Annotated in this window: 18 protein-coding genes; 7 read left to right on the forward strand and 11 right to left on the reverse strand. The window is 73.8% G+C overall.

Annotated elements, in window-relative coordinates; all coding sequences use genetic code 11:
• Positions 1-31: 31 nt before the first annotated feature.
• The 3 genes from MET2598_RS0127020 to MET2598_RS0127025 all read right to left on the reverse strand — a co-directional run bounded on the left by MET2598_RS0127020 (position 32) and on the right by MET2598_RS0127025 (position 3,003).
• Positions 32-1,120 (reverse strand): hypothetical protein, encoded by a 1,089-nt coding sequence (locus MET2598_RS0127020; RefSeq protein WP_018262997.1) that lies wholly within the window; start codon positions 1,118-1,120, stop codon positions 32-34.
• A 21-nt stretch (positions 1,121-1,141) separates the two neighbouring features.
• Positions 1,142-1,747 carry a cyclase dehydrase gene (locus MET2598_RS39920; RefSeq protein ID WP_084673939.1) on the reverse strand — a complete coding sequence of 202 codons (606 nt, stop codon included), beginning with the start codon at positions 1,745-1,747 and terminating at the stop codon, positions 1,142-1,144.
• Positions 1,748-1,830: 83 nt separating this feature from the next.
• The gene (locus tag MET2598_RS0127025; protein WP_012330113.1) at positions 1,831-3,003 is read right to left on the reverse strand and encodes a zinc-dependent alcohol dehydrogenase; all 1,173 of its coding nucleotides are present in this window, start codon (positions 3,001-3,003) and stop codon (positions 1,831-1,833) included.
• Positions 3,004-3,648: 645 nt separating this feature from the next.
• Between MET2598_RS0127025 and MET2598_RS0127030 the strand changes: the two genes are divergently transcribed.
• From MET2598_RS0127030 to bcsN, 7 genes are all read left to right on the forward strand, one after another.
• Entirely contained in the window at positions 3,649-6,114 is a 2,466-nt protein-coding gene (locus MET2598_RS0127030; protein ID WP_018262998.1) for a response regulator, read from the forward strand.
• Between the two features lie 476 nt (positions 6,115-6,590).
• Positions 6,591-7,292 (forward strand): cellulose biosynthesis protein BcsS, encoded by a 702-nt coding sequence (gene bcsS, locus MET2598_RS0127035; protein WP_018262999.1) that lies wholly within the window; start codon positions 6,591-6,593, stop codon positions 7,290-7,292.
• Between the two features lie 132 nt (positions 7,293-7,424).
• Positions 7,425-9,869, forward strand: coding sequence for a UDP-forming cellulose synthase catalytic subunit (gene bcsA / locus MET2598_RS0127040; protein WP_236728821.1), 2,445 nt, complete (start codon positions 7,425-7,427; stop codon positions 9,867-9,869).
• Between the two features lie 7 nt (positions 9,870-9,876).
• Positions 9,877-12,453: a cellulose biosynthesis cyclic di-GMP-binding regulatory protein BcsB gene (locus tag MET2598_RS0127045; protein ID WP_018263001.1), complete on the forward strand. Its 2,577-nt coding sequence runs from the start codon at positions 9,877-9,879 to the stop codon at positions 12,451-12,453.
• Positions 12,450-13,631, forward strand: coding sequence for a glycosyl hydrolase family 8 (locus MET2598_RS0127050; RefSeq protein ID WP_012330108.1), 1,182 nt, complete (start codon positions 12,450-12,452; stop codon positions 13,629-13,631). Before MET2598_RS0127045 ends, MET2598_RS0127050 begins: the two co-directional genes overlap by 4 nt.
• A 29-nt stretch (positions 13,632-13,660) precedes the next feature.
• The gene (locus MET2598_RS37460; RefSeq protein WP_051086534.1) at positions 13,661-15,544 is read left to right on the forward strand and encodes a hypothetical protein; all 1,884 of its coding nucleotides are present in this window, start codon (positions 13,661-13,663) and stop codon (positions 15,542-15,544) included.
• A gap of 20 nt (positions 15,545-15,564) precedes the next feature.
• Positions 15,565-16,608 carry a cellulose biosynthesis protein BcsN gene (bcsN, locus tag MET2598_RS0127060; protein WP_026190964.1) on the forward strand — a complete coding sequence of 348 codons (1,044 nt, stop codon included), beginning with the start codon at positions 15,565-15,567 and terminating at the stop codon, positions 16,606-16,608.
• Between the two features lie 66 nt (positions 16,609-16,674).
• Here the strand turns inward: bcsN and MET2598_RS0127065 are convergent, their stop codons facing one another.
• The 8 genes from MET2598_RS0127065 to MET2598_RS0127100 form a co-directional block, all read right to left on the reverse strand.
• Positions 16,675-19,257 (reverse strand): lantibiotic dehydratase, encoded by a 2,583-nt coding sequence (locus MET2598_RS0127065; RefSeq protein WP_018263002.1) that lies wholly within the window; start codon positions 19,255-19,257, stop codon positions 16,675-16,677.
• On the reverse strand, positions 19,254-20,186 hold the full coding sequence (locus tag MET2598_RS0127070; RefSeq protein WP_018263003.1) for a thiopeptide-type bacteriocin biosynthesis protein: 933 nt from the start codon (positions 20,184-20,186) through the stop codon (positions 19,254-19,256). The genes MET2598_RS0127065 and MET2598_RS0127070 overlap by 4 nt, the downstream gene beginning before the upstream one ends.
• 4 nt (positions 20,187-20,190) lie before the next feature.
• Complete coding sequence (locus MET2598_RS0127075; RefSeq protein WP_018263004.1) at positions 20,191-20,592, reverse strand: hypothetical protein; 402 nt, start codon at positions 20,590-20,592, stop codon at positions 20,191-20,193.
• The gene (locus MET2598_RS0127080) at positions 20,585-22,702 is read right to left on the reverse strand and encodes a B12-binding domain-containing radical SAM protein (protein ID WP_018263005.1); all 2,118 of its coding nucleotides are present in this window, start codon (positions 22,700-22,702) and stop codon (positions 20,585-20,587) included. The genes MET2598_RS0127075 and MET2598_RS0127080 overlap by 8 nt, the downstream gene beginning before the upstream one ends.
• A gap of 70 nt (positions 22,703-22,772) precedes the next feature.
• Entirely contained in the window at positions 22,773-23,123 is a 351-nt protein-coding gene (locus tag MET2598_RS0127085) for a hypothetical protein (protein ID WP_043700706.1), read from the reverse strand.
• A gap of 80 nt (positions 23,124-23,203) precedes the next feature.
• The gene (locus tag MET2598_RS0127090) at positions 23,204-25,354 is read right to left on the reverse strand and encodes a B12-binding domain-containing radical SAM protein (protein ID WP_018263007.1); all 2,151 of its coding nucleotides are present in this window, start codon (positions 25,352-25,354) and stop codon (positions 23,204-23,206) included.
• Complete coding sequence (locus MET2598_RS0127095; protein WP_012330100.1) at positions 25,339-26,460, reverse strand: tryptophan dimethylallyltransferase family protein; 1,122 nt, start codon at positions 26,458-26,460, stop codon at positions 25,339-25,341. The genes MET2598_RS0127090 and MET2598_RS0127095 overlap by 16 nt, the downstream gene beginning before the upstream one ends.
• Positions 26,460-26,825: a TIGR04076 family protein gene (locus tag MET2598_RS0127100; protein ID WP_012330099.1), complete on the reverse strand. Its 366-nt coding sequence runs from the start codon at positions 26,823-26,825 to the stop codon at positions 26,460-26,462. Before MET2598_RS0127100 ends, MET2598_RS0127095 begins: the two co-directional genes overlap by 1 nt.
• Positions 26,826-26,852 lie beyond the last annotated feature (27 nt).

Raw genomic sequence — 26,852 nt, forward strand, 5'->3', positions numbered from 1 at the left:
GGCCGTCCAGCGAATTCCGCAAAGGCAAATCCTACTGCTCCCCACCCGGTTCAAATTCGTCTATGCGGTAGGCCATCGCGGGTGCCAGCCGTGCGATATGCGGCTGCCATTGCGCCCTCAGCGCAAGATATGTCTCTGCCCCCGCCTCATTGCGCATCGTCTCCACACCGGCTGCCGAGAGCCGTCTGAGAGCCGCTGCGAAGCGGGTGCGCCATGCCTCGCTCTCGGCGCTGGTCACGTCGGCTGGGGCGGGCAGGTCTCCGGGTAAAAACGTCGTTTCGAGCGTGACGACGAGCAGCATGGCAACGCGCCAGATTGCATCGACGGCGGCGGCCTCCTTCAGCCATGCCGCCTGACGGTCTGCAATCCCGCTGCGGATCAGTGACACCGTGTCGAGGACGATGAATGCCTGTGCCGAGACCGAGTAGAAGGGCTGCCGGAAGCGGAAGTAGAACAGCACAGGATAGAAGTGGTGGGTCTCCTTCATCTCGGCCATGGCCGCCGCGGTGTCGGCCAAGTGGCTGTAACCTGAATCGAGCTGCCCCTGTGACCCGAGCCGCGCGAGGAGTTCGGCCGCATCCGCGGTTTCGCCCGCTAACAGATGCAGCTTTAGTCCGAGCGCGTTGCGCTGCCGAAGCGCGCTGTAGACCTGCATGACGTAGGTCAGGACCAATGACGTCACCGACATGCCGACGAGCGAGTTCACGAGATAGAGGACGCGGTAGGCATCTGTGACCGGCTTGAAGTCGCTGGCTCCCACGATCGCCATGCTGCTGCCGCCTGCATAGAGGGCAGTCATGAAGTCGGCCGGGGTCTCGCCGCTGCTTGCCCGAACGGCCGTCCCGAGCGCGGGGTGGATGATCAGGCCGGCTCCGAGGGTCAGTCCCAGTGCCCAGAGCAGGACGTAGACGATGAGGATGACCGGGCCGCAGAAGGAGAGCACAGCGCCCCGCTTCTGCCCGACTTCATCGACGGCACGGAAGATTGCCCAGGTGAGATGGGCGACCCGGTCCGCGATCAGTCCTGTCCCGATGCGCGCGTAAAGGACCGTCAGGAAGATGTCGGCGAGGACAAGACCCATGACGAGCGCACCCGACGCCCGTTCGAAAGCAGGCAGCATCAGCCTTGCATCCTTCCAGCCTCACGCGTTGGTCAACGTCCAGGGACGCATCGCCTCCGGGCGGATCATGTCGGGTGGCGGCTTGAAGTCGCGTGCCGCACCCCGCATCGCCTGCGCGGGACGGCGAAAGCCGCTGCGGCTGCGGTAATCCTGTCGGACCTTTCGGGACGGGGCGAGGGGTGCCCCCGAGAGGTTCTGTGCGCAGATCACGTCGATGGCTGTAACGCCAGCCAAGGCCACAAGGGCGATGAGCACGTTGTCCTTGCGCGGATTATGGCCCTCTAGCCCAGGAAGGACCGTGGCGATGTCGAGCGCGTCTCCCGCGACGCGTGCCGAGATCCAGGGCGTCGGATCACGCGAGCCCAAGATCCCGGCACCCTGTAGGAGTTCGCGCACGCCGTAGGCTTGGATGACCGGGGCTGCGCGCGGCATTCCGAGCCAGCGGGCAATGGCACCGCCACACGCCAGTTCAGTCAGGCCGAGGCCGATGGAGAACCAGCCTAGGCCGTGGGCGAGTTCCCTGGTTGCGGGATCTGGCCTACGGCGCGGGTCTGAGGTGAGATAACTCGGCAGAGAATAGGGCACAGGAGCGCGACCCCGGTCCCGTTGAGACATGGCATCGGACATGCTGACTTCCTCGGTGCCGCAATGGGTGCCGTAATGTGAGAGGAATGGCAGACCCGCCGCAGCGCGACGGGCTGCAAAGCCAATCAGGGCCGGAGCACAACCTTGATGCAGTTGTCTTTCTTGTCGCGGAAGGTCTTGTACATCTCGGGCCCTTGTTCGAGCCCAACCCGATGAGTGATGACGAAGGAGGGATCGATCTGCCCGTCGGCGACACGCTTGACGAGGTCATCCGTCCACCGGTTCACGTGGGTCTGCCCGGTGCGGATGGTCAGCCCCTTGTTCATCAGGGCTCCCACCGGCAATTTGTCGACGAGCCCGCCGTAGACACCCGGGATCGAGAGGATGCCAGCGGGGCGGCAGACATATATCATCTCGCGCAGCACCGAGGCGCGGTCGCTCTCCAGCATTACGGCCTGTTTCAGTCGGTCGTAAACCTGTTCCAGAGCGCGCGGCGAATGCGCCTCCATGCCGACGGCATCGATGCACTTCTCCGGACCCTTGCCGTTGGTCAACTCATTGAGGCGCTCGATCACGCTCTCCTGCGCGTTGTCGATGGTTACAGCCCCTCCCGCGCGTGCCATCTCCAGGCGCTCGGGCACGCTATCGATGCAGACCACCTGCTTCGCACCGAGGAGGACCGCGGAGCGCAGTGTCATCTGGCCGACCGGACCGGCGCCCCAGATCGCGACCGTATCGGTCGGCTGGATGTCGGCTTGCACCGCGGCCTGCCAGCCGGTCGGGAAGATATCACCGAGGAACAGCACCTGCTCGTCGCTCAGGTTATCCGGCACCTTGATGTGGGTCTTATCGGCAAACGGCACACGGACGTACTCGGCTTGTCCGCCCTGGTAGCCGCCGGTGAGGTGGGTGTAGCCGAACAGGCCCGCGGTGGTGTGCCCGAAGGCTTTCTCGGCGATCGACTTGTTGCGGTTCGAGCGTTCGCAGACGGAGAAGTAGCCGCGCTTGCACTGATCGCATTCGCCACAGATGATTGTGAAAGGCACGACGATGCGCTCACCTTTCCTGAGAGCGCCGTTGACGCCTCTGCCCATCTCAACGACTTCGCCCATGAACTCGTGGCCCATCACGTCGCCCTTTTCCATGCCGGGCATGACGTGGTCGTAGAGGTGCAGGTCCGAGCCGCAGATCGCACAGGTGGTCACCTTGATGATTGCGTCGCGCTCATCCTCAATCTTAGGGTCCGGGACTGTATCGCATCGGATGTCTTCAGTGCCGTGCCAGACCAGTGCTCTCATAGCATTTCTCCGCAATAAAATGGTAATTTCAGCGGACATTTTGGTAATGATGCTCCTAATCGAAAAATTTGCCCGCCTCTATAACGTGTGATTGAGCAGTAATTACATTTTGCCCTACGTGTCACCTTGGCAGCAATCAAGTCAGAAACAGAAAGAGAACGTTTTGCGGTGATCTTCTCAGAAATTTCAGAGGCATTCATTATCGGATAATATCGCATGAATTATGGCTGTACACTTCGGATGCCATGTCTGCGGTATAGCGAACGCTCCACAACACCCAGTCAGCGAATGTCCGCTTTCGATGGCGATGCAGTACGTTGCGGCCGTGCGGCTGAATGCCGGCTCCCACCCTCAGCGGCCATTCACATGGTCAAGCTGATTGGGTTTTGAACCTAGCACGCCCGGCGATCGCGGGATCGACCCTTGCGGCAAGATCGCCCGCACCTCCAGGATCCCGAACTGCCGCCGCACGACCTGCTCGTACCAGTCACGACCACGCGGATCCGGTTGCCTGTGCGGCGCTATAGCGGGATCTTGCACGGCTTAAGGGAGAGAATCCCCCGAGTTAAGCAGCTGTTAACCATTCTGAACGAAGCGTGAGCGGCCGCGGACAAAGCGGAGCACGAGCCCACGGATCCCTCGCCGATGCACAAGTCCGGCATGCTGTCCCTGCGCGCCACGATGGCGGCGCTCTGCGCGCTCTCGGCCGTCGCGGCCGGGCTCACCGCGCTGCGCGTCGCGACGCCCGAGCACGCGCCGGCGCCGCGGCAGGGGCAGATCGCCCGGGACGGCGCGCGCCTCGTCGCCGACCGCCTCGCCTCGGCCGTGCTCGCGGTCTCCCGGGACGTCGCGCTGGCGGCCGAGAACGCGCTGCTGCAGCCCCAGGCCGATCCCGCCGCGATCCGCGCCTACTTCGCCCGCTGGCGCGCCCTCCACCCCGAATACGCGGACATCCTCCTGGCCGACCGGACCGGCCTGATCCGCGCGACGGCGAGCGGGAGATTCGCCGGCGCTCACGTGTCGGGCGCGACGTGGTTCGCGCGGGGCCTCGCCGGGACCGTCATCGCGGATGCCAGCGAGCGCAGCCGGGCCGGCATCGAGGCGCCCCGCAACACCATCCTGGGCGCGCCCGTGCCGGGACCGGACCGGACCGCGATCGGGATCCTGGCGGTGCAGCTCACGCCGGAATGGATCGGCAGCGTCGTCGACGCGGCGCGCGCCGATCTCGGGGAGGCCGGCCGCGCGCTGCAGCTCAGCATCCTCAACGGCACCGGGCGGCCCCTCCTGCAATCCGAGGGCGCCGCGGGCGCCCCGGCCGGCGGCCCCGAGGCGGTGGCCTCGCTCCCCGACGCCGAGGGGGCGGGGCTCGGCTGGCTCGTCGCCGCGCGGGCGCCGGGCGAGGCCGGGCCGACCTGGCAGTCGCAAGCCGGCTCGCTGCTCCTGGCGGACGTGGTGGCCCTGGCCGCCCTCCTGGGCTGGATGGTCGGGGGGCACGCCACCCGGGGCCTCGCGCGCCTGCGCGGCGCCGCCCGGGACGAGCGGCCCGGCCTCGGCGCCGAGCGGTTCTGGATGCGGGACCTGGGCGACCTCGCCGGGACCCTCGCGGAGGTCACCGCGCGCGCCCAGAGCCGCGACCGGCTGCTCCACGAGACCCGCGCGGCGCTGGCGCGGGCGCGCAACCGGCTCCGCTTCATCCACGCCGTCACCGGCGCGACCTGCTGGGAGGTGGATTTCGCGAGCGGGCAGGTCGCCTGGACGGATGCCGCCGCCGACCGCGACGCGGGCGCCTCCGAGCGGGTCTGCGCCCTGGACGAGATCCTCTCCCGCGTGGCCGGCGACGACCGCGCGCTGGTCGAGGGCGCCATGCGCGGCGCGCTCGCCGCCGAGGGCGTCACCCGCGACGTGGCCGTCCGGATCCTCCCGGGCGACGGCGATGCCCGCGAGCGGCGCCTGATCCTGCGCGTCGCGAAGGCGGCGCGGGACGAGGTCTCCTGCACGCGGCTGCACGTGCTCAGCCGGGAGGTGGCGGCCGCGCTGCCGGCGCCGGGCCCGGGCCTCGCCGCGGAGAATGCGGGCGCGCTGCCGGCGCCGGAGCGCCGCCGGGACCCGCTCACCCGCGAGATCGTCGACAGCATCGTGCACGACATCAACAACGTCCTGACCGTCGTGCTGACCTCGGTGGGGGCCGCGCGGGCGGGCCACATCCCCGACGAATCGGTCCGGCGCTGGCTCGAGGCGGCGTTTCGCGGCGCCGCGCGGGGCGCCTCGACGACGCGCCGGGTGCTCGCGCTGAGCCGGCGGGAGGCTCCCCCGGCCGGCGAGATCGATCTCGCGCCGATCCTCGACGACGTCCTGGCCTTCCTGCGCGGCACGGTCCTGGCCGGCACCCCGGTCGCGGTCTCGAGGGCCGCCGACCTGCCGCGGCTGCACTGCGCCGAGCGCGACGTCGAGATCGCCCTGCTCAACCTCGCCGTCGACATCCGCGCCTGCCTCGCGGAGGGGGACGCGGTCGCGATCGTGGTCGGGGCCTCGCGGGACGCGGCCGGGGCGCCGATCCGCCAGCAGGCGGGCGTGCAGATCGGCGTCTCGATCGGCGGACGCTTGGCGGAGGGAAGCGGGATCGCGGCCGTGCGCCAGCTCATGGAGGAGATCGGCGGCGCGATCAGCGTCGGCCCGTCCGAGGTCACGCTCTGGATCCCGGGCTCCGACCTCGCCCCCGCCCAGGCGCGCCCGGGGGCCCGCGCGCGGGCGCGGCGCGTCCTCCTCGCGGAGGCCGACCCGCTGGTGCGCTCGGTCACGGCCGACGCCCTCGCGGGGCTCGGCCACGCGGTCACCCTCGCGGCGACCGCCGACCAGGCCTTCCAGGCCCTGGCGGAGCGGCGGGACTTCGACCTGCTGCTCTGCGACCACCTCCTGCCCGGCGCCAAGGGCCTCCACCTCGCGGCCGTCGTCTCGCGCACCCATCCGGCGATGGAGATCGTGATCATGGGCGCACGGGGCCAGCTGCCCGCGAACGCGCAGGTCTTCGGCAGCCTCCACAAGCCCTTCGGCCTGACCGAACTCGTCCGCGCGCTGGACGAGGCTCCGGCCGCTTCCGTGCGGGCCGCCTGAGGGTTCCGGCGCCCCCGGGGGGAGCCGCCCGGCAGGGCAGGGGCGTGCCGCTGAGAAAGCGCCCGGACCGGGCGGCGTCCTCGCCGGGCCGCGCGGTCCCGCCGCCGTGCTCTGGGATTTGTTTCAGTCTTCCGGCTCGCGCGCCGCAATGGAGGGCGCCACGATCGCGGCCTCTCTCATCCGGCACGCCGTCGCGGTGCCCGATCGAGTCAGCCAATACGGAGTGAAGACTCAGAATTGAACCATGTAGCACGACTCTTATCGCTCGATTGACGGCCGCCGCGACCTGTGTCGTTCACAGCACATTGCCTGAGCAACGGCGCAGAGCCGCAGGATTTAACGCCTCGTTAACCATTAAAACGAATATTTGTGGCGCTCGAAGCCGGGTTCACCCGCAGCAAGGCCCCAGAAGGTGCGACGTGTCTGCCCATCATTTGATCAAATGCTGCATTGTTGCCCTGGTTGGGTCGATTGCCGTGCCGGAGATCGGGTTCGCGGCCGATTGGTACACGGGGGCCGAGCAGGTCGTCCCGCAGGATGACTGGATCGTTGCGGTCGATGCCGCGGCCACCGTGACCTCGAACAGCTCCGCTTTCGGCGCGGTCACGGCGACGATCGCGACGGCCTACACCCTGGTCGAGAGCGGCCCGCGGGTCCGACTCCAGAGCGTCGACGGCGTCTATTCCTACCCTGGCGCGGGCGCCGGCCGGACGGTCCACGGGGTCCAGGCGGAGGGGTCGGCGCTCTTGGGCTACGAGTGGATCTGGCAGCAGGCCGCCGTCGCCGGCTACATCGGCTTCAATGTCCGCCACAACGAGCTCTCGATCCCGGATCCGCGCAACCCGGTGGTCGGAACCGGCGTCGGCGCGAAGGTCGCCGCCGACATCTACCTCAACCCGACGGTCGACACGCTGTTCGCGGCGAACGCCTCCTATTCCACGCTGTTCCGCGCCTACTACGCCCGCCTGCGCGCCGGATTCGCCGTCGCGGACGGCGTCTTCCTCGGCCCCGAGGGCACGTTCCTCGGCGACCAGTTCTTCAACCAGTGGCGCGTCGGCGCGCACCTCACCGGATTCTTCGTCGGGCCGATGAAATTCTCGCTCGGTGCCGGCTACGTCTTCGATCGCATTCAGAAGAGCGGTTACTACACCAGCGTCGAAGCGCGTGCGGCGTTCTGATTTAACCGTTCATTGGAGACGTTTATCAACAGCCGCGATGCCGATCGAGAGTGGACTGAAATTGGTCAGACTTTGGCTCGTATATTGCTGTGAAATGCAGCACCGAGTCGGTGTCTTGTTTTCACACAGGAGATGAGAGTCGTGCCTGTCATTCTCGCGCGAGCGCTCTGGCTGACCAGCGCGATGGCCGTCCTCGCGCTCCTGGTTCAGCCCGTCGGGACGCAGGTCCAGCTCGAGATGAGCCTCGGCGCGATGGGCCTGATGGGCCTGATCTGGCTGTTCCTGCGCGGGCGCGTGGCCCGGTCGGTCTTCCTGGCGATCGGCAGTTTGGTGGTGCTGCGCTACCTCTACTGGCGCGTCTCCAGCACGCTGCCGCCCGTGAGCGACGTGCCCGGCTTCGTCTGCGGCATGATCCTGCTCGTGGCGGAACTCTACTGCTTCTACATCCTGATGATCAGCCTCGTCGTGAACGCCGACCCGATCGCGCGCGCGACGCCCGACGCCGCGGACGACGACGCCCTGCCGACCGTCGACGTGTTCGTGCCGAGCTACAACGAGGACAGCGACGTCCTGGCGACCACGCTCGCGGCCGCCAAGTCCCTGGACTACCCCGCCCACAAGCTCACCGTGTGGCTCCTCGACGACGGCGGGACGGAGCAGAAATGCTCCGATCCGAACCGCGCCAAGGCCGTCGAGGCCCGCACCCGCCGCTCGGTGCTCCAGAAGCTGTGCGCGGAACTCGGCGTCAACTACCTGACCCGGCGCCGCAACCTCCACGCCAAGGCCGGCAACCTCAACAACGGGTTCCAGCACTCGCAGGGCGAGATCGTCGTCGTGCTCGACGCGGACCACGTCCCGTTCCGCTCCTTCCTGCGCGACACGATCGGGCATTTCGCGCAGGACCCGAAGCTGTTCCTCGTGCAGACGCCGCACGCCTTCCTCAACCCGGACCCGATCGAGCGCAACCTCGGCACCTTCGACCGCATGCCCTCGGAGAACGAGATGTTCTACGCCGAGACCCAGCGCGGCCTCGACAAGTGGAACGGCTCCTTCTTCTGCGGCTCGGCCGCGCTGCTGCGCCGCCGGGCGCTCGAGGAGGCGGGCGGCTTCTCCGGCATCACCATCACGGAGGATTGCGAGACCGCATTCGAGCTGCATTCCCGCGGCTGGACCAGCGTCTACGTCGACAAGACCCTGATCGCCGGCCTGCAGCCCGACACGCTGACCTCCTTCATCGGTCAGAGGTCGCGCTGGTGCCAGGGCATGCTGCAGATCCTGCTGCTGAAGAACCCGCTGCTCAAGCGCGGCCCGACGCCGATCCAGCGGCTCTGCTACCTGTCGAGCATGACTTTCTGGTTCTTTCCGGTGCCGCGATTGATCTTCATGGTCGCGCCCCTGCTTTACATCTTCCTGGACCTGAAGATCGTGGTGGCCAACGTCGATGAAGCGATCGCCTACACCGCGACCTACATTGCCGTGAACCTGATGATGCAGAATTACCTCTACGGGCGCCTGCGCTGGCCTTTCGTCTCGGAGCTCTACGAGTACGTCCAGGGATTGTTCCTGATCAAGGCGACCGCGTCCGTCATCCTGTCGCCGCGCAAGCCGCACTTCAACGTCACGGCCAAGAACGTGACGCTCGACCGCGACCAGCTCTCGCCGCTGGCGATGCCCTTCCTGGCGGTGTTCCTGGTCCTGCTGCTCGGGGCGGGCGTGGCCACCTACCGCTACCTGTACGAGCCCGGCATCACGAACCTGATGCTCGTCGTCGGCCTGTGGAACCTGTTCAACCTGATCACCGCGGGGGCGGCGCTCGGGGCGGCGGCGGAGCGCCGGCAGACCGAGACGACGCCCTCCCTCGCGGTCGAGCGCCCGGCGGTGCTGACGCTGAACGGCCTCGCCATCGACGTCGCGGTCGAGCGGATCTCCCGCGAGCGCGCGCGGGTCCGCATGGACGCGATCGTGCCGATGCGGCGCGACGGCGACGCGAGCGTGGGGACGCTCGGGGTCGCGCCCCGGGCCGACCTGCCCGAGGCCACGGCCCGGGCCGCCATCACGGCCCGGGTGGTCGGGGTCGCGCTCGCGGGCGAGGAATCGGTCTGCGACCTCGTCTTCGAGGACATGACGCCCTGCGCCTACCTCGTCCTCGCGGACCTGATGTACGGCGACGCGGAGGCGATGCGGCGCTTCCAGCAGCGCCGGCGCGGGCACAAGAACCTGCTCGCCGGCAGCCTGCAATTCGTCGCCTGGGGGATCGCCGGCCCGTGCCGGGCCCTGTCCTACTTCCTGTCGGACCTCGCGGCGCGGGACGCGCGCAAGGACCCGGCCGAGGTGCCGGTCCCGCAGACGGTCCGCATGCATCGGCGCCTGGCCGAGACGCCGCGGCGCAGCTTCGTGGAACCCGCGAGGCCGCGCCCGGCCGCGCCCGAGGCGCAGCCGCCGGTGCCCGCCAACCCGGTCGACGCCACGCCGGCCTGGCTGCGCATGATGCTGGAGGCGGAGAACGCGACGCTCGCCCAGAACCGCGGCCGGCGCCGCTCCGACCTCGACCCCTCCTCGCAGCCGAGCCTCGGCTGAGGCCGCCATGACCGCCCAACCCCGCCTTCCCGACCTCCTGCCGATCCCCGCCGCCCCGGTCGGCGCCGCCCTGCGCCGGATCGCCGGCACCTCGCTCATCGGCCTCGCCCTGCTCCTGCCCCAGGGCGCCGGCGCCCAGAGCTTCCTCGGACGCGGCGCCCCCCAGGTGCTGGCCGTCCCGGACGCGGCCGGCGCGGCGCCCGGCCGCCCGGCCGAGGCCGCGCCCGCCCCCGAGGGCGCCGCGGTGCCGGCGCCCGCGCTCCTGCCGCAGCGGCCGCTCCCGGCCGGCCGGAGCGGGCTGCGCCTGAGCGGCGAGGAGAGCGGCCTGCAATGGAGCGTCTACCTGACGGAGGCCGAGGCGCGCGAGCACCTGCGCTTCCGCATCGGCTACCTGGCGGCGATCTCCGTGGTCCCGGAGACCTCCTCCCTCACCCTGTCCATCAACGACGCGGTGGTCGGCCGCACGGCGATCCGCGCCCCGAGCGCCGTGCGGGTCGTCGAGTTCGACGTGCCGCCCGGCCTGCTCAGGCCCGGCTACAACGCCGTCGCGGTCGCGGCCGTCCAGCGCCACCGGGTCGATTGCAGCCTGCCGGCGACCTACGAGCTCTGGACCCAGGTCGACCCGTCCTGGACCGGCTTCGTGCTGCCGCCGGGCACCGGGACCGCCCAGAGCCTGCGCGACCTCGCCGCGGTCCCGCCCGATCCGCGCGGCGTCGTCCCGATCCGGGTGATGCTCCGCAGCCGGCCGACCTTCGAGACCTTCGAGCGCATCATCGGCCTCGTGCAGCGCGTCGCGCTGGCCGGCGGCTACAGCCACGTGGCGGTCGAGTTCGGATCGGCGCAGCAGGGACCCTCGGGCCTGAACCTCGTGGTCGCGAGTCCCGACGAGCTGCGCGAGGTCGCCAATGTCGAGGCCGGCGAGGTGGCGAGCGGCCAGCCGCTGACCGTCCTGCCGGCCCAGCCGACCCGGGCCACGACCCTGATCGTCCCGGGCACCGCCCCGGCGGATCTCGACGCCGCCGCCGAGGCGGTCACCGCCTCGGCGGCCCATGAGCCGGTCGGGAGCCCGCAGGGGTTGCGGGCGCTCGCCCTCGCGCGCGGCGCCGAGATCCGGGGCGGCGAGACGCTGCGCCTCGCCGATCTCGGCCTGCAGAACCGCGAATTCAGCGGACGGCTGTTCCGGGCCGGCTTCGACGTGGTCCTGCCGAGCGACGTGATCGCGGCGGATTACGGCAAGGTCGTCCTGACGCTGGAGGGCGGCTACGCCGCCGGCCTCGACCCGGAGGCGCAGGTGATCGTCGACGTCAACCGGCGCAACGCGGCGAGCGCGCCGCTGCCGCGCGCCGAGGGCGAGGTGTTCCGCGACGCGCAGATCGGCCTGCCGCTCGGGCGCTGGCGGCCCGGCCGCAACCGCGTCGACGTCACGGCGCTGCTGCCCGCCGCCTCGGACCGCGCCTGCAGCGACGCGGAGGCGGACCGCAAGCGCTTCCTGTTCCTCGGCGAGACCAAGGTGGCCTTCCCGCGGCTGGCGCGGGCGCTGCGGCTGCCGGACCTCGCCGCGACGGCGGGCGGCGGCGCGCCCTATCGCGATGCGCCGCGGCGGCCGCGCCTCGTCGTGCCGGCACCCGACCGGGCCTCGATGTCGGCCGCCGCCACGATCGCGGTGCGCCTCGCCCTGGCGGCGGGCCGCCCGATCGACTTCGACCTCGCCACCGAGCGCGCGGCGGAGAGGCGGGGCCCGACCGTGGTGGTCGGGCCGGTCCGCACGCTCGATCCCGACCTGCTGCGCACCGTCGGGCTCGACCCGCAGCAGGTGCAGCAGATCTGGCAGGGGCGGGCCGCGCAGGCCGGCGCCGAGATCCCGCAGCCGGCCGGCCAGGGCGGGGGCCTGAGCCTCGACCGCCTGCGCTCCGACATCCCTCCCGCCTGCGCGCTCCCGGCCGCCCCGTCGCGCAGCATCGCGGTGGCCCAGCGCGGGCGCTCCTCGGCGCGCGCGCAGGCCGCCGACCTCGCCACCTCCTGGGGCGCCTCCCTGCGCGGGGCGGGCGCGGGCGAGGACGGCCTGGCGGGGATCGGCGCGCGGCTCGGCGCCGTCCTCCAGGAGGCGGTCGCGGCGGCCTCGCGCTGGCTCGACGCGCAGGTCCGCGAGGCGGAGATCGAGGTGGATGCCCGCACCTCCCTGATCGCCGGGCAGGGCCTGATGGGGCGCGACCCCGACGCGACGCTCACGGTCTTCACGGCGCCGACCCCGGCGGCGCTGCAGGCCTCGGTGACCTGCCTGACCGCGCCGACGGTGTGGGACCGGCTCGAAGGGCGGGTGGCCGTGCTCGACGGCAATGACGGCGCGGTCCGCACCTACGCGGCGCGGCACGCGATCCTCGCCGAGACGGCGCCCCGCAGCTTCGAGAATCTCCGGCTGATCGTGGCGGGCTGGTTCTCGTCCAATCCGAACGCCTTCGCGCTGATCATCCTGGCCTCGGCGGCCGCCCTCGGCCTGTCCACCTCGGCCATGCTGCGCGGCGTCGGGCGCACCGGCACGGGGCGGCGCGGCGACCCCGACCGCGGCACCGGAGCCCCCCGATGAGATCCTTCCTGCGCCTCGCGGCGACGATCCTGATCCTGGGCAGCGCCGCGCTGGGCGGTGCCCGGCCCGGCCTCGCCCAGCAGCCGGGCGCCGCCGAGCCGCCGCCCCGCGCGCGCGACGCCAAGAACCGTGATGGCGAGAGCCGGACTGGCGAGAACCGGACTGGCGAGCCGGCGTCGCTCCACAACGCCCTCGGCAACGGGGCGGCGTGGCGCGCCTACAAGGCGCGCTTCGTCACCGACCAGGGCCGCGTCGTCGACACGGCCAACGGCCGCATCAGCCACAGCGAGGGGCAGGGCTACGGCATGCTGCTCGCCGTCGCGGCCGGGGACCGCGACGCCTTCCAGCGGATCTGGGACTGGACCCGCGCCAACCTCATGGTCCGGGACGATTCCCTGCTGGCTTGGCGCTGGGAGCCGGACAAGCGCCCGGGCGTCGCCGACATGAACAACGCCACCGACGGCGACCTCCTGGTGGCCTGGGCCCTCATCGAGGCCGCGGACGCCTGGCAGGACGAGGGCTACCGCCTCGCGGCACGGCGCATCGCCGTCGATATCGGCCGCCGCACGGTGCTGTTCCGCTCCGAGGGCGCGGCCCTGCTCCTGCCGGGCATGGCCGGGTTCTCGGCCGAGGACCGGGCGGACGGGCCGGTGATCAACCTGTCCTACTGGATCTTCCCCGCCCTGGCGCGCCTGCCCGCGGTGGCGCCCGAATTCGACTGGGCCCGGCTCAGCGCGGCCGGCCTCGACCTCGCGCTGCGGGCGCGGTTCGGGGAGGCGGCGCTGCCGGTCGAGTGGACCTCGCTGCGCGGGGGCGAGCCGAAAGCGGCGGCCGGCTTCCCCCCGGTCTTCTCCTACAACGCGGTCCGGGTGCCGCTCTACCTCGCCATGGCGGGCATCGCGGAGCGCCGCTACTACGCCCCCTTCGTGAAGGCCTGGGCCGAGGTCGGCGCCTCGGGCCTGCCGGTGGTCGACACCGCGAGCAACGACGTCGTCGGGCGGATGCAGGAGCCCGGCTACCTCGCGGTCGCGGCCCTCACCGCCTGCGCGGCCGGCACGGCCTCGCTGCCGCCCGCCCTTCCCGACCCGACCTCGCCGCAGAACTACTACCCGGCGACGCTCCAGCTCCTGGCCCTCGCCGCCGTCAACATGAGGTACGCGTCATGCCTTGGGCGCTGAGTTCCGGAGCGCCGTCGCGACGGGCCGCGATGCTCGCGGCGCTCCTCGCCGCGGGCGGGGGCGCCGCGCGGGCGGAGGCTCCGACTGCCCCGGTCGGGGTGATCCAGCTCGACGAGCGGCGCGCGCCCGTGATCCTCGGCAGGGACGGCGCGCCGGCCGAGGATGCCGAGATCGTCGACGAGAGCGCGCTGCGCTTCTACGCCGCCCAGCGCCAATCCGACCGGGTCCAGGCCGAGATCGCCCGCCTGCGCCGCCGCTACCCGAACTGGAAGGTTCCGGCGGACCTCGATTCCATCCGCCCGAGCCCGCCCGAGGAGGCCCCGATGTGGGACCTGTTCACGGCCGGCCGGTTCAACGACCTGCGCGCCGCGATCGCGGCCCGCCAGGCGAGCGATCCCGGCTGGCAGCCCTCGGACGACCTCGCCCGCAAGCTCAACCGCGGCACGCTGCGCAGCGAGGTCAAGGCCGCGGCCCGCGAGGGCGCCTGGCCGGAGGTGATCGCCCGGGTCCGGGCGGTGCCGGAGGCGATGCGCGACCTCGACATCGACATCGCCTGGTTCGTCGCGGAAGCCTACGCCCGCGGCGGCGATCCCGGCCAGGCCGCGAGCCTCTACCGGGGCATCCTGGCGGGGCAGAAGGAATCCGCCCTGCGCCTCGCGACGATCCAGAAGGCGATGGCGACCCTGCCGATCGGCCAGGTCGAGCCGCTCCTCGCCCTCGGTCAGCCGGCCGCGGACGGGAGCAACGAGTTCGCGGCGCTGCGCCTCGACGTGACCCGCGCCCGCATCGCCGCCATCCTGCACGACGAGCCGGTGGGCCGGATCGATCCGGCCGACCTCGCCGCCCTGAGCGACCACGTGCGCAAGCTCGGCGAGCCGGACCAGTTCAGCCTGCTCGGCTGGTACGCCTACAAGCGGCGGCAATTCCGCGAGGCGCTGGACTGGTTCAAGGGCGCGATCGCCCGCGGGGGCAGGGCCACCGTCGCGACCGGGCTCGCCCTCTCGCTGCGCGAGGTCGGGCAGGAGCGCGACGCCGAGGAGGTCGCCTTCGCGTGGCGCGAGGGATCGGTCACCAACACGGCCCTCTACATGGACCTGCTGGAGCGCCGTCTCACCCAGTCCCCGGTGGCACCCCTGGAGGCGCCGCGCCTGGACCGCTTCGCCAAGCTCGTCCTCGCGACCGGCTCGGGCGAGGGCGCCCAGGCGCTCGGCTGGTACGCCTACAATGCCTGCCAGTTCGACGCCGCCGCGGAGTGGTTCGAGCGGGCGAGCGCCTGGAAGCCCCGCGAGGCCGCGATCCTCGGCTACGCCCTCTCGCTGGCCCGGCAGAAGCGCCACCGCGAGTTCCTGGAAATCGTGAACCGCTACGACGGGCTGTTCCCGAAGGTGGTCGGGCTCCTGTTCACGGCGCAGGACGAGGGCGCCGATCCGGGCCCCTGCGCGCCCCCCCGCTCGGGCCCCGCGCCCCAGCGCGCGGCCCTGACCCGGCCGGCCGCGCCCCGCGTGCCGAAGCCGACCGCGGCCGCCCCCGAGACGGTCCTGCCCGTCCGCCGCGGCGAGTTCCCCCAGGCGGTCGCGCCGGAGAACCCGTTGCGCTTCACCGCCCAGCCCGCGGGCGAGAAGGGCGGCGAGCGGGACGCCCTGCGCGACCTCCGCGCGGGGCCGCCGCCGCTGGTGGCCCGCCGGGTCCCCGGGGTCGGGCCGATGCCCTACGAGCGCTACGGCTACGCCCTGCTGCCGAGCTGGAACGGCTCGGACCGGGCGAGCCCGCAGGACGGCCTGCCGCCCCCCGCGGTCGGAACCATCGCGCAGGCCGAGGGAGCCGCCGCCCCGGCCGGCCCCGCCCGCCCCACCCAGACCCGCGACGGAGATCGCTTCGGCCTCTTCGACGCGCCGCCCGCCGCGATGCGGTGAGCGCAGCTTCCGGATCGCCCATGACCTCGCCCCGTCCCTCCCTCGCCGCGGCGTCCCTCCGGATGGTCGCACTCGCCGCCGCGGCGGCGTCGCTCGCCGCCTGCACCGCGTCGGGCAGCGGCCGGCGCGTCCTGCGCGGCGCGGAGAGCGCCACGTCCTTCAGCTCGCTCAACGGCTCGGCCCGGTCGCAGGCCCTCGTGCACCTGCCGGGCGCCGAGGCCGGGCAGTCCATCCAGGTCGACGGCTACTCGCAGGGCCTGCGCCAGCGGATCAGCTTCGGCCCGCGGGGCGGGGGTGGCGAGGGCTGGATCGACCTCGCGCTGCGCCGCCGCGGGGCCGTGGACGGGCCCGCCATGGCCAGGCCGACGCGCTCGGGCATCGCGGCGGAACTGGCGGCGCTGGCCGGAGGATCGGGCTACCGGATCTCGTCGCGCCCGGCCCGGAACGCCTACGGGCCGATGGGCTTCGCCCAGAACGAGCGCTGCGTCTACGCGTGGCAGTGGATCGAGGCGGTGCCGAGCCTCGGCGCGGCCTTCCCGCCCGCCGCCTCGCCCGTCACCGCCTCGCTGCGCATCCACCAGTGCCGCCGCGCGGGCACGCCGTCCGAGGCGCTGATCGAGAATCTCGCGCGCCTGCGGCTCGGGTCCGACGGTCCCGTGCCGGCGGACGCCCCCCCGCGCCGCCGGCCGGCATCCCGTCGCGTCCTGGCGGCCGCGCCGGCCGCGGTCCCGCCCGCGGCGGCCGTCCCGCCGGCGATGGCGGCCGCGCCGGTCGCCCCGCGGCCCGCCGCCCCGGACCGGGCCGCGACCCCGACCTACCTCGCGCCGCCCGCCGGCCCGCCGGCGGCCGCCTCCCTGGCGCCGCCCGCGGTACCCCGCCCGGGGCCGGCCGGCGCCACGCTCGCCCAGCCCCGCTTCATCACGGATACCCTCCCGACCCCCGGGATCGGCCGCATGCCCGAGGCGGCCCCCGCGCCGCGCCCGCCCGCCCGCGCCGAGCCGATCTCGGGCGAATTGCCGGCCCAGGCCTATCGCGGCCCGGCACCGCCGCCCTTCGGCTGGTAAGAGGGACCAGCCGTCATCCGCTGTCCGGGCGATCACGTCCGGAACGCGCATGATACGGATCTCGTCTCACGCCTCCGCCGCGGGGGCGAGCCCGGCCCAGAAGGCGTCGTCCCCCGCCCAGGCCACGGCGAGTTCCGCGAGGTAGCGGCGCCCGGACTCGTCCCGGACCACGAAGCCGCTCGGATCCGGGAGCAGTTCCTGGAGGCGAAGCGCCGGGCCGTGGGCCGCGAGGTCCTGGCCGAGGAGGTCGATCGCGAGCGGGCTGTCAGCCGCCAGCAGCACTTCGGTCTCGCCGCGTCCCGCGAAGGCGTAGAGGAGGGCGGGGAGCCCGGCCTCGCGCGCGAAGCGGCGCCAGATCACGAAGCGCTCGGCCCCCCGGGCGGCCGCGAGGCCGGCGCCCACGGCCTCCCGCGGCGTCCAGCGCTCCGGGCCGAGGACGGTCTCGCCGAGGAGGAGCCGCGGCAGGTGGCGCCACTCCGCCACCTCGCGGGCGAGCGGCGGGATCGGCGCCATCAGGGATGGGCGGCCGAGGCAGAGGGACACCGAGGACAGGAGCCAGGCGACGCGGTCGAGCCCGGCGAGGGAGGCGGCGGTGCGGGCGGCCGGGACGAGCCGCTCGGGCAGGCCGGCGGCGCGCAGGGCCGGCCGGCCGCGCGCGTCGCGGCCGATCCCGAGCCCGCGCAGGGCCTCGCCGCCGCCCGCGAGCGGGTCGAGCGCCCGCCGCGCGCTGGCGGGCCGGGCCGTGACGTTCGGCGCCCGGTGGTTGCGGATGGCGATGTCGCAGAAGCGCACGGGGTGGCGCGCCTCGATTCCGCGCAGGGCGCCCCGCAGCCAGTCGAGGAAGGCGTCCGACCCGTCCGACGCCGCGCCCAGGAGGGCGGCGAAGCGCCCGTGAAAGAAGGCGGGCTCCGGCGTGATGCCGCCGAGCCGCAGGCGCCCGTCCGCATCGACGAGGAGGAGGGCCGAGCCCGCGGGAAGGGGCTCCCCGCCCGGGCCCGGCTCAGGCTCCGGCTCCGGCAGGGCGAGGCGGCGCGCCGCGGGATCGGGCGCGAGGACGCGCTCCCAGCGCCCGAAGGCCTCGCGGGCGCGCCGGGCGAGGTCGCTGCCGGGCGGGGCCGCCGCGCGCTCCTCCCAGGTGCGGGCGCGGCGCCCGAGTCCCGCCTCCGCCTCCGCCTCCGGCGCGAGGAAATCCCCGAGGGGAACCGTGCAGCCCGGGGCGATCGGGCCGAAGAGGCGCTCCGTCTCGATCTCCGCCTCGACGGCGCCGAGGCCGAAGCGGTCGAAGGCCCAGGCCGCGCGGATCCGCGCCTCGATCGCGGCGGCGAGGTCCCGCGACAGGGCGAAGCGGAACGGCGCCGTGCGGTCGAGCGCGAGCACGTCCGCCCCGTCCGGCAGCGCCAGGCCGTAGCCGGCCAGCAGGGCGGCCACCGGCGCCCGGGCCGCGTCGAGCCGCGCCCGCAGGGCCTCGGCCGAGAGGGTCTCGATCCCCGCCTCGATCTCCGCCGCGATCCGCGCGAGGGCGGCGCGGACCGCGCGCCAGCTCTCGGCCTCGCCCGCGGGCAGGGCGGCGACGATCCCGTCGAGGGCCTGCCAGGGATCCGCGTAGAAGCCCGGCAGGGCGGTCGACGGGGACAGGATCCCGGCGCCGATCCAGGCCTCGACCCAGGCCCGCGCGGTCTCGTCCGGGAGCGCCGGATCGCGGCGGCGCAGCGCGTCGGCGATCGCGTCGGGCGCCGCCGCCTCCCCGGGCGCCAGGGCGGCGCGGAGGTGGCCGAGCGGCGCGTGGTCGGCGACCTGCCGGGTGACCCAGATCCCCTCCGCGACCGTGCCGAAAAGCCACGCGGCCCCCGCGCGCCGCAGCGTCGGGTTGAGGCGCCAGGCGGTCGCGTCGATCCAGGGTCGGGCGCGGGCGCGCGCCTCCAGGACCCGCGCGAACAGGTGCAGCACCGGGGCGACGCGGGTGACTGCCGGGGCGGGCGCGACCGCGAGCGGCCCCCGCGCGCACCATCGCGCGTCCTCGCCCCCGCCCACGTCCTCTCCCCCGCCCGCGTCCTCGAGGACGATGCCGGCCCAGAGGCCGTTCGGCGTCGCGCGGCCGACCGCCCGCATCAGGTAGCGGTGCAGGCTCGCGGTGAGCCGGCGCCGGCCGCGCGCGTCGCCCGGCGGATCCGTCAGGCGGCGGAAGACCGAGGGACTGGCGAGGCAGAGGGCGCGCCGAAAGCGCTCCTCGCGGGCGACGGCCTCGAGGGCCGCCCCCGCGCGGGCGAGTTCCGCCGCGTGCGCCGCGTCGATGCGGGCCCGCTCGGCCGCGTGGGCGAGGCGGGACGCGGCGGCTCCCCGAACGGCCTCGCCGAGCGAGGGATCGCCCCAGAGCCGCCCGACCGCCGCGGCCGGCAGGGGGCGCGCCGAGCGCCGCAGGGCCCGCGCCAGGTCGAGGAGCGCCCCGCGCCGCGCCGGATCCTCCGCGCCCCGCAACGCCGCCCGCACCTCGCCGGCCAGGGCCGCCCCCTCGCGCAGGAGCGCCTCGTCCCGCGCGATCCAGGCATCGACCCGGTTCGTCAGGGCCGCCGCGCGCAGCGGCGCCAGGGTCTCGATCGGCCAGCCCGCGACGCGCAGGATCGCCGGGCCGAGCCCCCGCACCGCGCTCATCCGGCACCCTGCCGGATCGCCCCGCGATCCGGGTGCCGGATCGCCCCGCGATCCGGGCGCGGGGCCGGGTGGAAGGCGCCCGGATGCGGCTCGGGCAGGGCGCCGCGCAGGAGGCTGCGGCCGTCCCAGGAGGCCGCCATGGCGCGCACCACCGGCACCGCGCGGGCCTGGCCGAAGCCGTGCCGGTTGAGGGTGAAGAGGGCGGCCGTCGCCAGGAGGGCCCGCAAGCCGCAGGCGAGGCGCCCGCGCTCCCAGCTCCGCAGCAGCCCGGCCGCGAGCTGCCCGGCCGCCTCTCCGTAGGCGTCGAGGATCGCCGCCTCCGCCGGGCCGGCGCTGGTCCGGAGCCCGTCGAGATGGATCGGCGGGGAGGCCGGGAGCGGCGGCGCGTCCCCGGCGGGCGCGCCCTCGGCCGGCGCCCGCAGCAGGACGAGGAGGTTGCACCACGTGTCCCAGACCTCGGCGCCGTCGCCGAGGCTGCACCACGCCGTCTCGTTGAGGATCGCGGTCAGCAGCGACGGGTAGGGGATGGTCAGGGCCTTCTCGGCGATGAGCCGGTCGACGGCGATCCAGAGCCGGCTGTCGGCCTCCCAGAACCCGTGCACGGCCTCCATGGCCTGCGCCCCGCCGAACAGCCGCGCCTCCGGCTCGTAGACGCTGACGAAGTGCCGCGTGACCCTGCCCTCGGCCACGTGCCGCGCGAGGATCGGGCGCAGCTCCGCGAGCAGCCGGTCGCGGTCGCCCCGGAAGCGCAGGCGCAGGTCCGGCGGCTTGCGCTGGAACAGGAAGGCCGAGAGGAGGCGCGTCCTGCGCCACCCGGGCAGGGCGTCGCCGATCTCCCCGAGGAGGGCGCGGGCGGCCGGCAGCGCCGAGCCGCGCTCGCGGGACAGGCCGACATTCACCTGCAGCCAGGAGCGACCCGCGCGCGCCATCGGGTCAGGCCCCCGGACGCAGGCGGGCGGTGCCGACCCCGACCTGCGCGGCGGCGAGGCGGTCGATCTCGGGGGCGAGGCTCTCCTCCAGCAGGCGCACCAGGGTGAAGTCCCGCATCGCCTCGGCGAAGCCGGCCGGATCGAGGCCGCTCTCGGCGAGCCAGCCCGCGAGATCCTCCGCCGCGGCGAGCCCGAAGCACAGCCGGAACTGGCTCTCCGTCTCCCGGACCTGCTCGGGCGTGGCGCGGAGCCCGAGCCGCGCGGCCTCCCGCCGGGCGAGGAGCCGCAGCAGGGCCTTCTTGCGCACGACGGCGACGGTCTCCCCGCAGGCGGTGAGCGGCTCGGCCGGGCGAGGGCCGAACCAGCCGGCGGCGCCGGGGCGATCGGGGGCGAGGGCGTCAGGCACAGGCGGCCTCCGGGAGCCGCGGCCGGGGAATCTGGGCTTCGGTGGCCGGCTCGGGCTCCGGATGGAGTTCGAGCAGGCGCTGGCGCAGCAGGGCGGTGAGGGTGTCGCGGGTGCGGCGCAGGTCGTCGGGCGAGGCACCGGGCCCGGCGAGATCGCGCAGGATCTCGGCGCTGGTGCGAAAGCCCGGCGTCTCGCCGAGGCGGCGGAACCACTCCGCGTCGAGGACGAGGGCGCCGCGGCGCGAGGCGATCCGGCAGAGGCCGCCCTCCCGGCGCACCCAGGCGGCCGGGTTCCAGGCGAGGCGCAGGCGGCGCGGGTCGGCGGGGCCGGGCAGGTCGAGCCGGTCGGGCAGGTCGCGGCCGAACCACGCGCCCGCCGCGCAGAGCGCCCATTCCTCCGGGGCCGGCCACAGCACCGGGGGCCAGGCGTGGCAGCGGGCGAGGAGGGGCCCCAGCCGCGCTCCGGCCTCGTCGAGCAGGGCGGCGATCTGCGGCCGGGTGAGCCCGGGCGTGCTCTCCCAGGCGGTGCCGACGCCGAACAGGAAGTCGCGGCCCTCCGTGGGGACGAGGAAGCGGATGCCGTAGGCGTCCGGGTCGGCGAAGTAGGGGGTGTCGGTCAGGATCTCCAGCTCGTGCACGTCGAGGGTGCAGCCCGGATCGTCGAACAACTCGGCATTCTCCTCGAAGAAGGCGAGGGTGCGCCGGGCGCTGGCCTCGGTCTCGCCCGGGAAGCCGACCATCGAGAAGACGTGGAAGCGGATCCCGGCCTCGCGGCAATGGCGCAGGACCGGCGCCGCGTGCTCGACCCGGATGCCCTTGCGCATCCGGTCGAGGGTGTCCTGGTCGGCGGATTCGAGGCCGAAATAGAGCCGCCGCATCCCGACCCGGGCGAGCCGGTCGCAGAGGTCGCGGGTGAAGCCCGGCTCCAGCCGCGCGTAGCCCGAGAAGACGCAGTCGGTGCGCCCGCGCGCCTCCAGCGCCTCGGCGACGCGCCCGAGCACGCGGGGGGGCAGGGCCTCGTCGGCGAGGAGGAAGTGGCGGCAGCCGTGCCGCTCGGCCAGGTGGTCGATGTCCTCCGCCACCGTCTCGGGCCGCCGCAGCCGGTAGCGCTTGGGCGAGATCCGGTTGATGAAGGGTATGTCGCAGAAGCTGCACTCGTCGTGGTAGCAGCCCTTGCCCAGCATCACCGGCAGGACGAGGTGCGGGCTGAGGTAGCGGTCGAGGGGCAGGCCGTCGAAGTCGGGCGTCGGGTTGGCGGCGTAGTCCTCGACCCGCGTCGGCGTGGCGACGACCCTGTCGCCCGCGCGGTAGAGCAGGTTCGGCACGCGCCCGAGATCCCCGTCGCCGGCGAGCGCGTCGAGGAGGGCCAGCATCGCCGCCTCGCCCTCGCGGGTCACGACGGCCTCCGCGAAGGCCGCGAAGAAGGCCGGGCAGCCGGCGAGGGCCTCGCCGACCTTGGCGATGGCGGTGCCGCCGAGCACCACCCGGTGCCCGCGGGCCCTCAGCCGCCGCGCCAGCGACAGGCCGGGGATGAGCTGCCAGCGCAGGGTCAGGGAGATGCCGACGAGGTCGTAGGCCCCGCCCGCCTCCAGCCGGGGGAAGACCTCCTCGCTCCAATGCTCCTCGAACAGGTTGGCGGCCGGGTCGGCGGTCACCGCGAGGAGGTCGGACAGGCGGCTCGGATCGACCCCCTCGACCTCGTAGCGCAGCACCTCGGTCTGGTAGCGCAGGCGCCGGGGCGCGGCCGCGGAGACGAGGTCGAGGGCGTCGTAGATCCGCTCGCGGGCCGCGTTGAGCCGCCAGGGATCGGCGAAGCGCACCGGGTCGCGGATCGTCGCGAGCGCGTCCTCGATCGTGTCGGGCAGGTCCGGCGCCAGGGCGGCGAGGCGGCCGAGGGCGGAATCGGGCTCGGGGCGCGGGCGGGCGGCGAGCGCGGCGGCGGCGCGCCGCAGGCGCTCGGGCCGCAGCAGGGCCAGCACGCCCTCGAGGTCGAGGTCGAACAGGTCGACCGCCACCCCGGCCGGGCGCAGGGCCGCCGCCAGCGCGGGCAGCGGCAGGCGCGGGGCGCGCGGGTCACCCCCGGGGGGATAGATGAGAGCGACCCTTGCCATGGGGACCGATAAGGACGCGGGGAGTCACGGGCGATCCGGCGCGGGGCGGCCGTCCCGCGCCGGAACCGGCTCACCAGGGGCACATCACGGTCGAGGACATCACCTTGCCGAGATCGGGAAGACCCGGCTTGCTGTGCGTCAAGGATGCCGTGAGCGAGCCGATATTGAAGCTCGGGATCTGCACCACGCCCGGCAGCTGAATGCCGCCGCCGATGCCGGCGCCGCCCGCCACCGCTTCCAGCGCCGCGCCGCTCAATTCCTCGTCCTTGCCGGCCGACGACGCCGCGAGACCCGACTTCAACTTCTGCACGTCTTCGTCGGGCATCTTCGTCTGGGCCAGAATCTCGGGCCGAAGATAGTAATAATTACCACCTCCATCGGTGATCACCAAGCCGTTCGGCTGTTGATTTTGCTCGGACATCCGGCCTCTCCCGATTTTGCTGGGCACTACGAAACAATAATACTCCTTACTCAACTAGTACGCAACAGAGGAGTCGAGGTTCACCAAGTCGAGCCCGCGAGTTCCGCTTCGGGCGCTTGCGGTTCCATGGCGCACAACTCGCTCGCATGCCGCCGGTCGGCGCGGGACTCGGCCGGCCCCGGCTGCGCCAGCACGAGCTGGAGGAGCCGGTGCCCGATCAGGTCGTGGAGGGCGCCGCGCAGGCGCTCCTCCGGGGCGTCGTCCGGGCGGACGAGGCCCGCCGCGACGCAGTCCCGGATCAGATCCTGCATGGTCCGCACCCGCTCGGCCCCGAGGGCCCGGAAGGCGCGCTCGTCGAGTTCGACGGCCTTCCAGCGCGAGGCGACCTGCACCCGCCCGTCGCGGCGCAGCAGGGCGGCGGCGGGATTCCAGGTGAGCCGGAAGGGCACGCCCGCCTCGGGCAGCGCGGTGCGGTAGGGGAAGGCGCCCTCCGGGTAGCGGCTCGCGTAGAGCAGGGCGTATTCCTCGAAGCCCGGCCAGAGGTGCATCGGGGCGTTGTGGAAGCGCGCGAAGAGGCGCCGCAGCACCGTGTTGTAGCGCTCCACGAGGTCGATCACCCGCGCCTCCGACAGGCCGCGGCTGTTGTCCCAGCCGCCGCGCAGGCCGATGACGAAATCCTTGGCGAGGGCCTCCCGCGGCAGCCCGAGCCCGAGCGCCTCGGCCTCCGCGAAGTAGCGCGTGCGCAATTCGAGGCCGAACGGGTGGAGGTCGAAGCTGTTGCCGGGATGGTCGATCAGGTCGGCATGGTCCTCGAAGAAGCCGAGGGTGCGGCGCGCGCTCGCCTCCGTCTCCTCCGGGAAGCCGATGATCGAGAAGACGTGGAAGTGGATCCCGGCCTCCCGGCAATGGCCGAGCACCGGGCGGACATTCTCCAGGCGGATGCCCTTGCGCATGTGGTCGAGGGTGGCCTGGTCGCCGGATTCGAGGCCGAAGAAGAGCTTGCGGAAGCCCATGCGGGCGAGCTTGGCGCACAGGGGCGCGGTGAAGCCCGGCTCCAGCCGCGCGTAGCCCGTGAAGGAGAGGCCGCGGGACGCGGCCTCGGCGCCGAGGGCGTCGGCGACGCCGTCGAGGAGGCGCGGCGGCAGCGCCTCGTCGGTGAACTCGAAGTGGCGGCAGCCGAAGCGCGCGTTGAGGGTGAGGATGTCCTGCGCGATCCGCTCGGGCCGGCGGATCCGGTAGGGCTTGCGCGAGACGTGGTTGATGAAGGGTATGTCGCAGAACTTGCAGGCGTTGAAGTAGCAGCCCTTGCCGACGAGGATCGGCAGGACCGGCGCGGGGGCGAGGTAGCCGGCGAGCGGCAGGCCGGCGAAGTCCGGGGTCGGCAGGGCATCCACGTCCTCGACGTGGGTCGGCCCCATCCGCACCCGTCCCTCCGCCACGTGCAGGAAGTTCGGGACCTTGGCGAAGTCGCGCGCCCCGTCGAGCTGGGCGGCGAGTTCGAGGATCGCGGTCTCGCCCTCGTAGGCGATCACGCCGTCGGCGAAATGGGCGAAGAAGTCCGGCCGGGCGAGGAGTTCGCTCACGAACTTGGTGAAGACGGTGCCGCCCAGCACCACGAACAGGCCCCGGGCGCGCAGCCGCCGGGCGAGGGTGAGCCCGGGCAGGATCTGCTGGCGGTTGACGATCGAGATCCCGACGAGGTCGGGCCGATCCGCGTCGAGGGCCGGGAAGAGGTCGCTGCGCCAATGCGCCTCGAACAGGTTGGCGTCCGGGTCGGCCGTGACCGCGATCAGGTCGCCGAGACTCTGCTCGTCGACGCCCTCGACCTCGTAGCGGATCGGGCAGAGGTCGTAGCGGACGGGGCGCGGCGCCGCCGCCGAGACGAGGTCGAGCGCGTCGAGGATCGTCTCGCGGGCGGCGTGGAAGGCGTGGACGTCGTAGAAGCGCTCCGGGTCGCGCAGGGTCGCGAGGGCGCGCGGCACCGCCTCGACCAGGGCCTCGCCGCGGGCGAGGAGGCGCGCGGCGCCGCCGTCCCGCGCCCCCCCGCGGCGGAGGCGGGCGAGGGACGCGGCCACGCTCTCGGCGCCCAGGAGCGCGGTGAGGCCCCCGATATCGGCGTCGATCAGGTCGGTCCGGATCCCGGCTTCCCGCAGCACCGCCGCGAGGCAGGGCAGGCCGAGATGCGGCGCGCGCGGGTCGGTCGCGGGCGGGAAGATCAGGGCGACGCGCATGCATCCTCCCGCAGGGCCGCCGCCGGCACGGGCGAGGGCCAGAGCCGCTCCGGATCGAGGGCGACCGGGCCGAAGCGCGCGAGGTAGAGGCGGGGCGAGACGTAGACGCTGACCGCCGGCCGCGCCCCGTGCCGCTGCAGGGAGGCCCAGCCGTGCAGGCCCTCCTCCCCGTCGAGCCCGCCGGGGGCGAGCGCCGCCAGGGCGGCGCGGTAGGGGGCGGCGGGCAGGCCGAGGCGGTCGAGCGCCCGCGTCAGCCGCGCGGCGAGCACCGCGTCGGATCGGGCGCAGTGCGGGTAGAGGCGCAGATGCGTGGTCACGTGCGAGGGCTCGGCGCGGCCCGGGCGCAGGTGGAAGGCGGTGAGCGCGCCGCGCCGGATCGGGCCGTCCCCGGCGAGCCCCCGCACGAAGGCCAGGACCTCGCCGGAGAAGGCGGGATCGTGGGGTGCGGCGAGCGTCTCCGGCCCCGCCCAGCCGTGCCGGACGTAGAGCTTCACCCGCGCCTCCGGGCCGGGCACGAGGTCGAGGCTGAGGAAGAGCGGCTCGTCCTCGGGCGCGAGCCGCGCGGCGAGGCCGGGCCAGGCCGGGGCGAGGCCGAGGCGGTCGAGGGCGGCCTCCGCGGTCGCGCGGGCGCGCGCCCGGCCCGGGGCCATCAGGTGCAGGTAGACCTTGAACCAGGGCGCCCGGCCCGGCGCCAGGACGGCGCCGTGCCAGAGCACCCCCGCCGCCCGCGGGTCGGGCCGCGCGAAGAGCGGCAGCAGCGAAGCCAGCCGCGACAGGTCCGCCCCGTGGCGTTCCGCCAGGTGCTCCGAGAGGGCGCGCGCCGCCGCGAGATAGCGCGCGGGCGTCGCCGGGCGCCCCTGCGCCTCGACCGTGACGCGCACCTCGCGCCGGGTCCCGTCGAGGACCAGCGAGGCGTCGAAGCCGCTCGCGTCGGCCCCGAGCCCCGACCAGGGCGGCGGCGCGGCGAGGGGCTCGTCGGCCCAGGAGGCCGCGAGGAGCCGGGCGCAGGCCACGGCCTCCTCGCGCGCGGCCGGCGGGAACCCCGCCGCCGCCGCCACCGCCCGCAGGGTCCGGGCGGCGGCCTCGAAGCGGGTGGCGGCGCCCATCAGCCCTCGACCCGGCACACGACCCGGCCGAGCCGGACCGGCGCCGCCTCGGCCGAGGCGGGCGCCGCCTCCGCCGCGGGCGCCTCGCCCGGGACGCCCTCCGGCAGGCGGCGCAGCTCCACCGTGAGGAGGTTGACGGGATCGGGACAGTTCAGCACCACCCGGTCGGCCGGCCCCCAGGGCACGGCGCCGCCGAATTGCAGCATCAGGATCGCCGGATGGGCGGCGTGGTAGAGGTAGCCGCACATCCCGGCCGTGTTGCGGGCGCTGACGGGCAGCACGTCGCCGACCCGGTGCCCGGCATTGCAGGTGCCCCGGATGCAGGTCACGGTCGCCTGGACCGGATGTCCCTTCTCGCGGTTCATCGGGCCGCCTTTCGTGTCACGCGGGAT

The sequence above is a fragment of the Methylobacterium sp. WSM2598 genome (assembly GCF_000379105.1).
Taxonomy (GTDB): Bacteria; Pseudomonadota; Alphaproteobacteria; order Rhizobiales; family Beijerinckiaceae; genus Methylobacterium.

Excerpts from the sequence above, each read along its gene's own strand:
- MET2598_RS0127020 (WP_018262997.1), bottom strand. The coding sequence starts at position 1,120 with ATGCTGCCTGCTTTCGAACGGGCGTCGGGTGCGCTCGTCATGGGTCTT.
- MET2598_RS0127025 (WP_012330113.1), bottom strand. The coding sequence starts at position 3,003 with ATGAGAGCACTGGTCTGGCACGGCACTGAAGACATCCGATGCGATACA.
- bcsN (WP_026190964.1), top strand. The coding sequence starts at position 15,565 with ATGACCTCGCCCCGTCCCTCCCTCGCCGCGGCGTCCCTCCGGATGGTC.
- MET2598_RS0127070 (WP_018263003.1), bottom strand. The coding sequence starts at position 20,186 with ATGGCGCGCGCGGGTCGCTCCTGGCTGCAGGTGAATGTCGGCCTGTCC.
- MET2598_RS0127100 (WP_012330099.1), bottom strand. The coding sequence starts at position 26,825 with ATGAACCGCGAGAAGGGACATCCGGTCCAGGCGACCGTGACCTGCATC.
- MET2598_RS0127030 (WP_018262998.1), top strand. The coding sequence starts at position 3,649 with ATGCACAAGTCCGGCATGCTGTCCCTGCGCGCCACGATGGCGGCGCTC.
- MET2598_RS0127050 (WP_012330108.1), top strand. The coding sequence starts at position 12,450 with ATGAGATCCTTCCTGCGCCTCGCGGCGACGATCCTGATCCTGGGCAGC.
- MET2598_RS37460 (WP_051086534.1), top strand. The coding sequence starts at position 13,661 with ATGCTCGCGGCGCTCCTCGCCGCGGGCGGGGGCGCCGCGCGGGCGGAG.
- MET2598_RS0127045 (WP_018263001.1), top strand. The coding sequence starts at position 9,877 with ATGACCGCCCAACCCCGCCTTCCCGACCTCCTGCCGATCCCCGCCGCC.
- MET2598_RS0127090 (WP_018263007.1), bottom strand. The coding sequence starts at position 25,354 with ATGCGCGTCGCCCTGATCTTCCCGCCCGCGACCGACCCGCGCGCGCCG.
- MET2598_RS0127095 (WP_012330100.1), bottom strand. The coding sequence starts at position 26,460 with ATGGGCGCCGCCACCCGCTTCGAGGCCGCCGCCCGGACCCTGCGGGCG.
- MET2598_RS0127065 (WP_018263002.1), bottom strand. The coding sequence starts at position 19,257 with ATGAGCGCGGTGCGGGGGCTCGGCCCGGCGATCCTGCGCGTCGCGGGC.
- bcsA (WP_236728821.1), top strand. The coding sequence starts at position 7,425 with ATGAGAGTCGTGCCTGTCATTCTCGCGCGAGCGCTCTGGCTGACCAGC.
- MET2598_RS0127085 (WP_043700706.1), bottom strand. The coding sequence starts at position 23,123 with ATGTCCGAGCAAAATCAACAGCCGAACGGCTTGGTGATCACCGATGGA.
- MET2598_RS0127080 (WP_018263005.1), bottom strand. The coding sequence starts at position 22,702 with ATGGCAAGGGTCGCTCTCATCTATCCCCCCGGGGGTGACCCGCGCGCC.
- MET2598_RS39920 (WP_084673939.1), bottom strand. The coding sequence starts at position 1,747 with ATGTCCGATGCCATGTCTCAACGGGACCGGGGTCGCGCTCCTGTGCCC.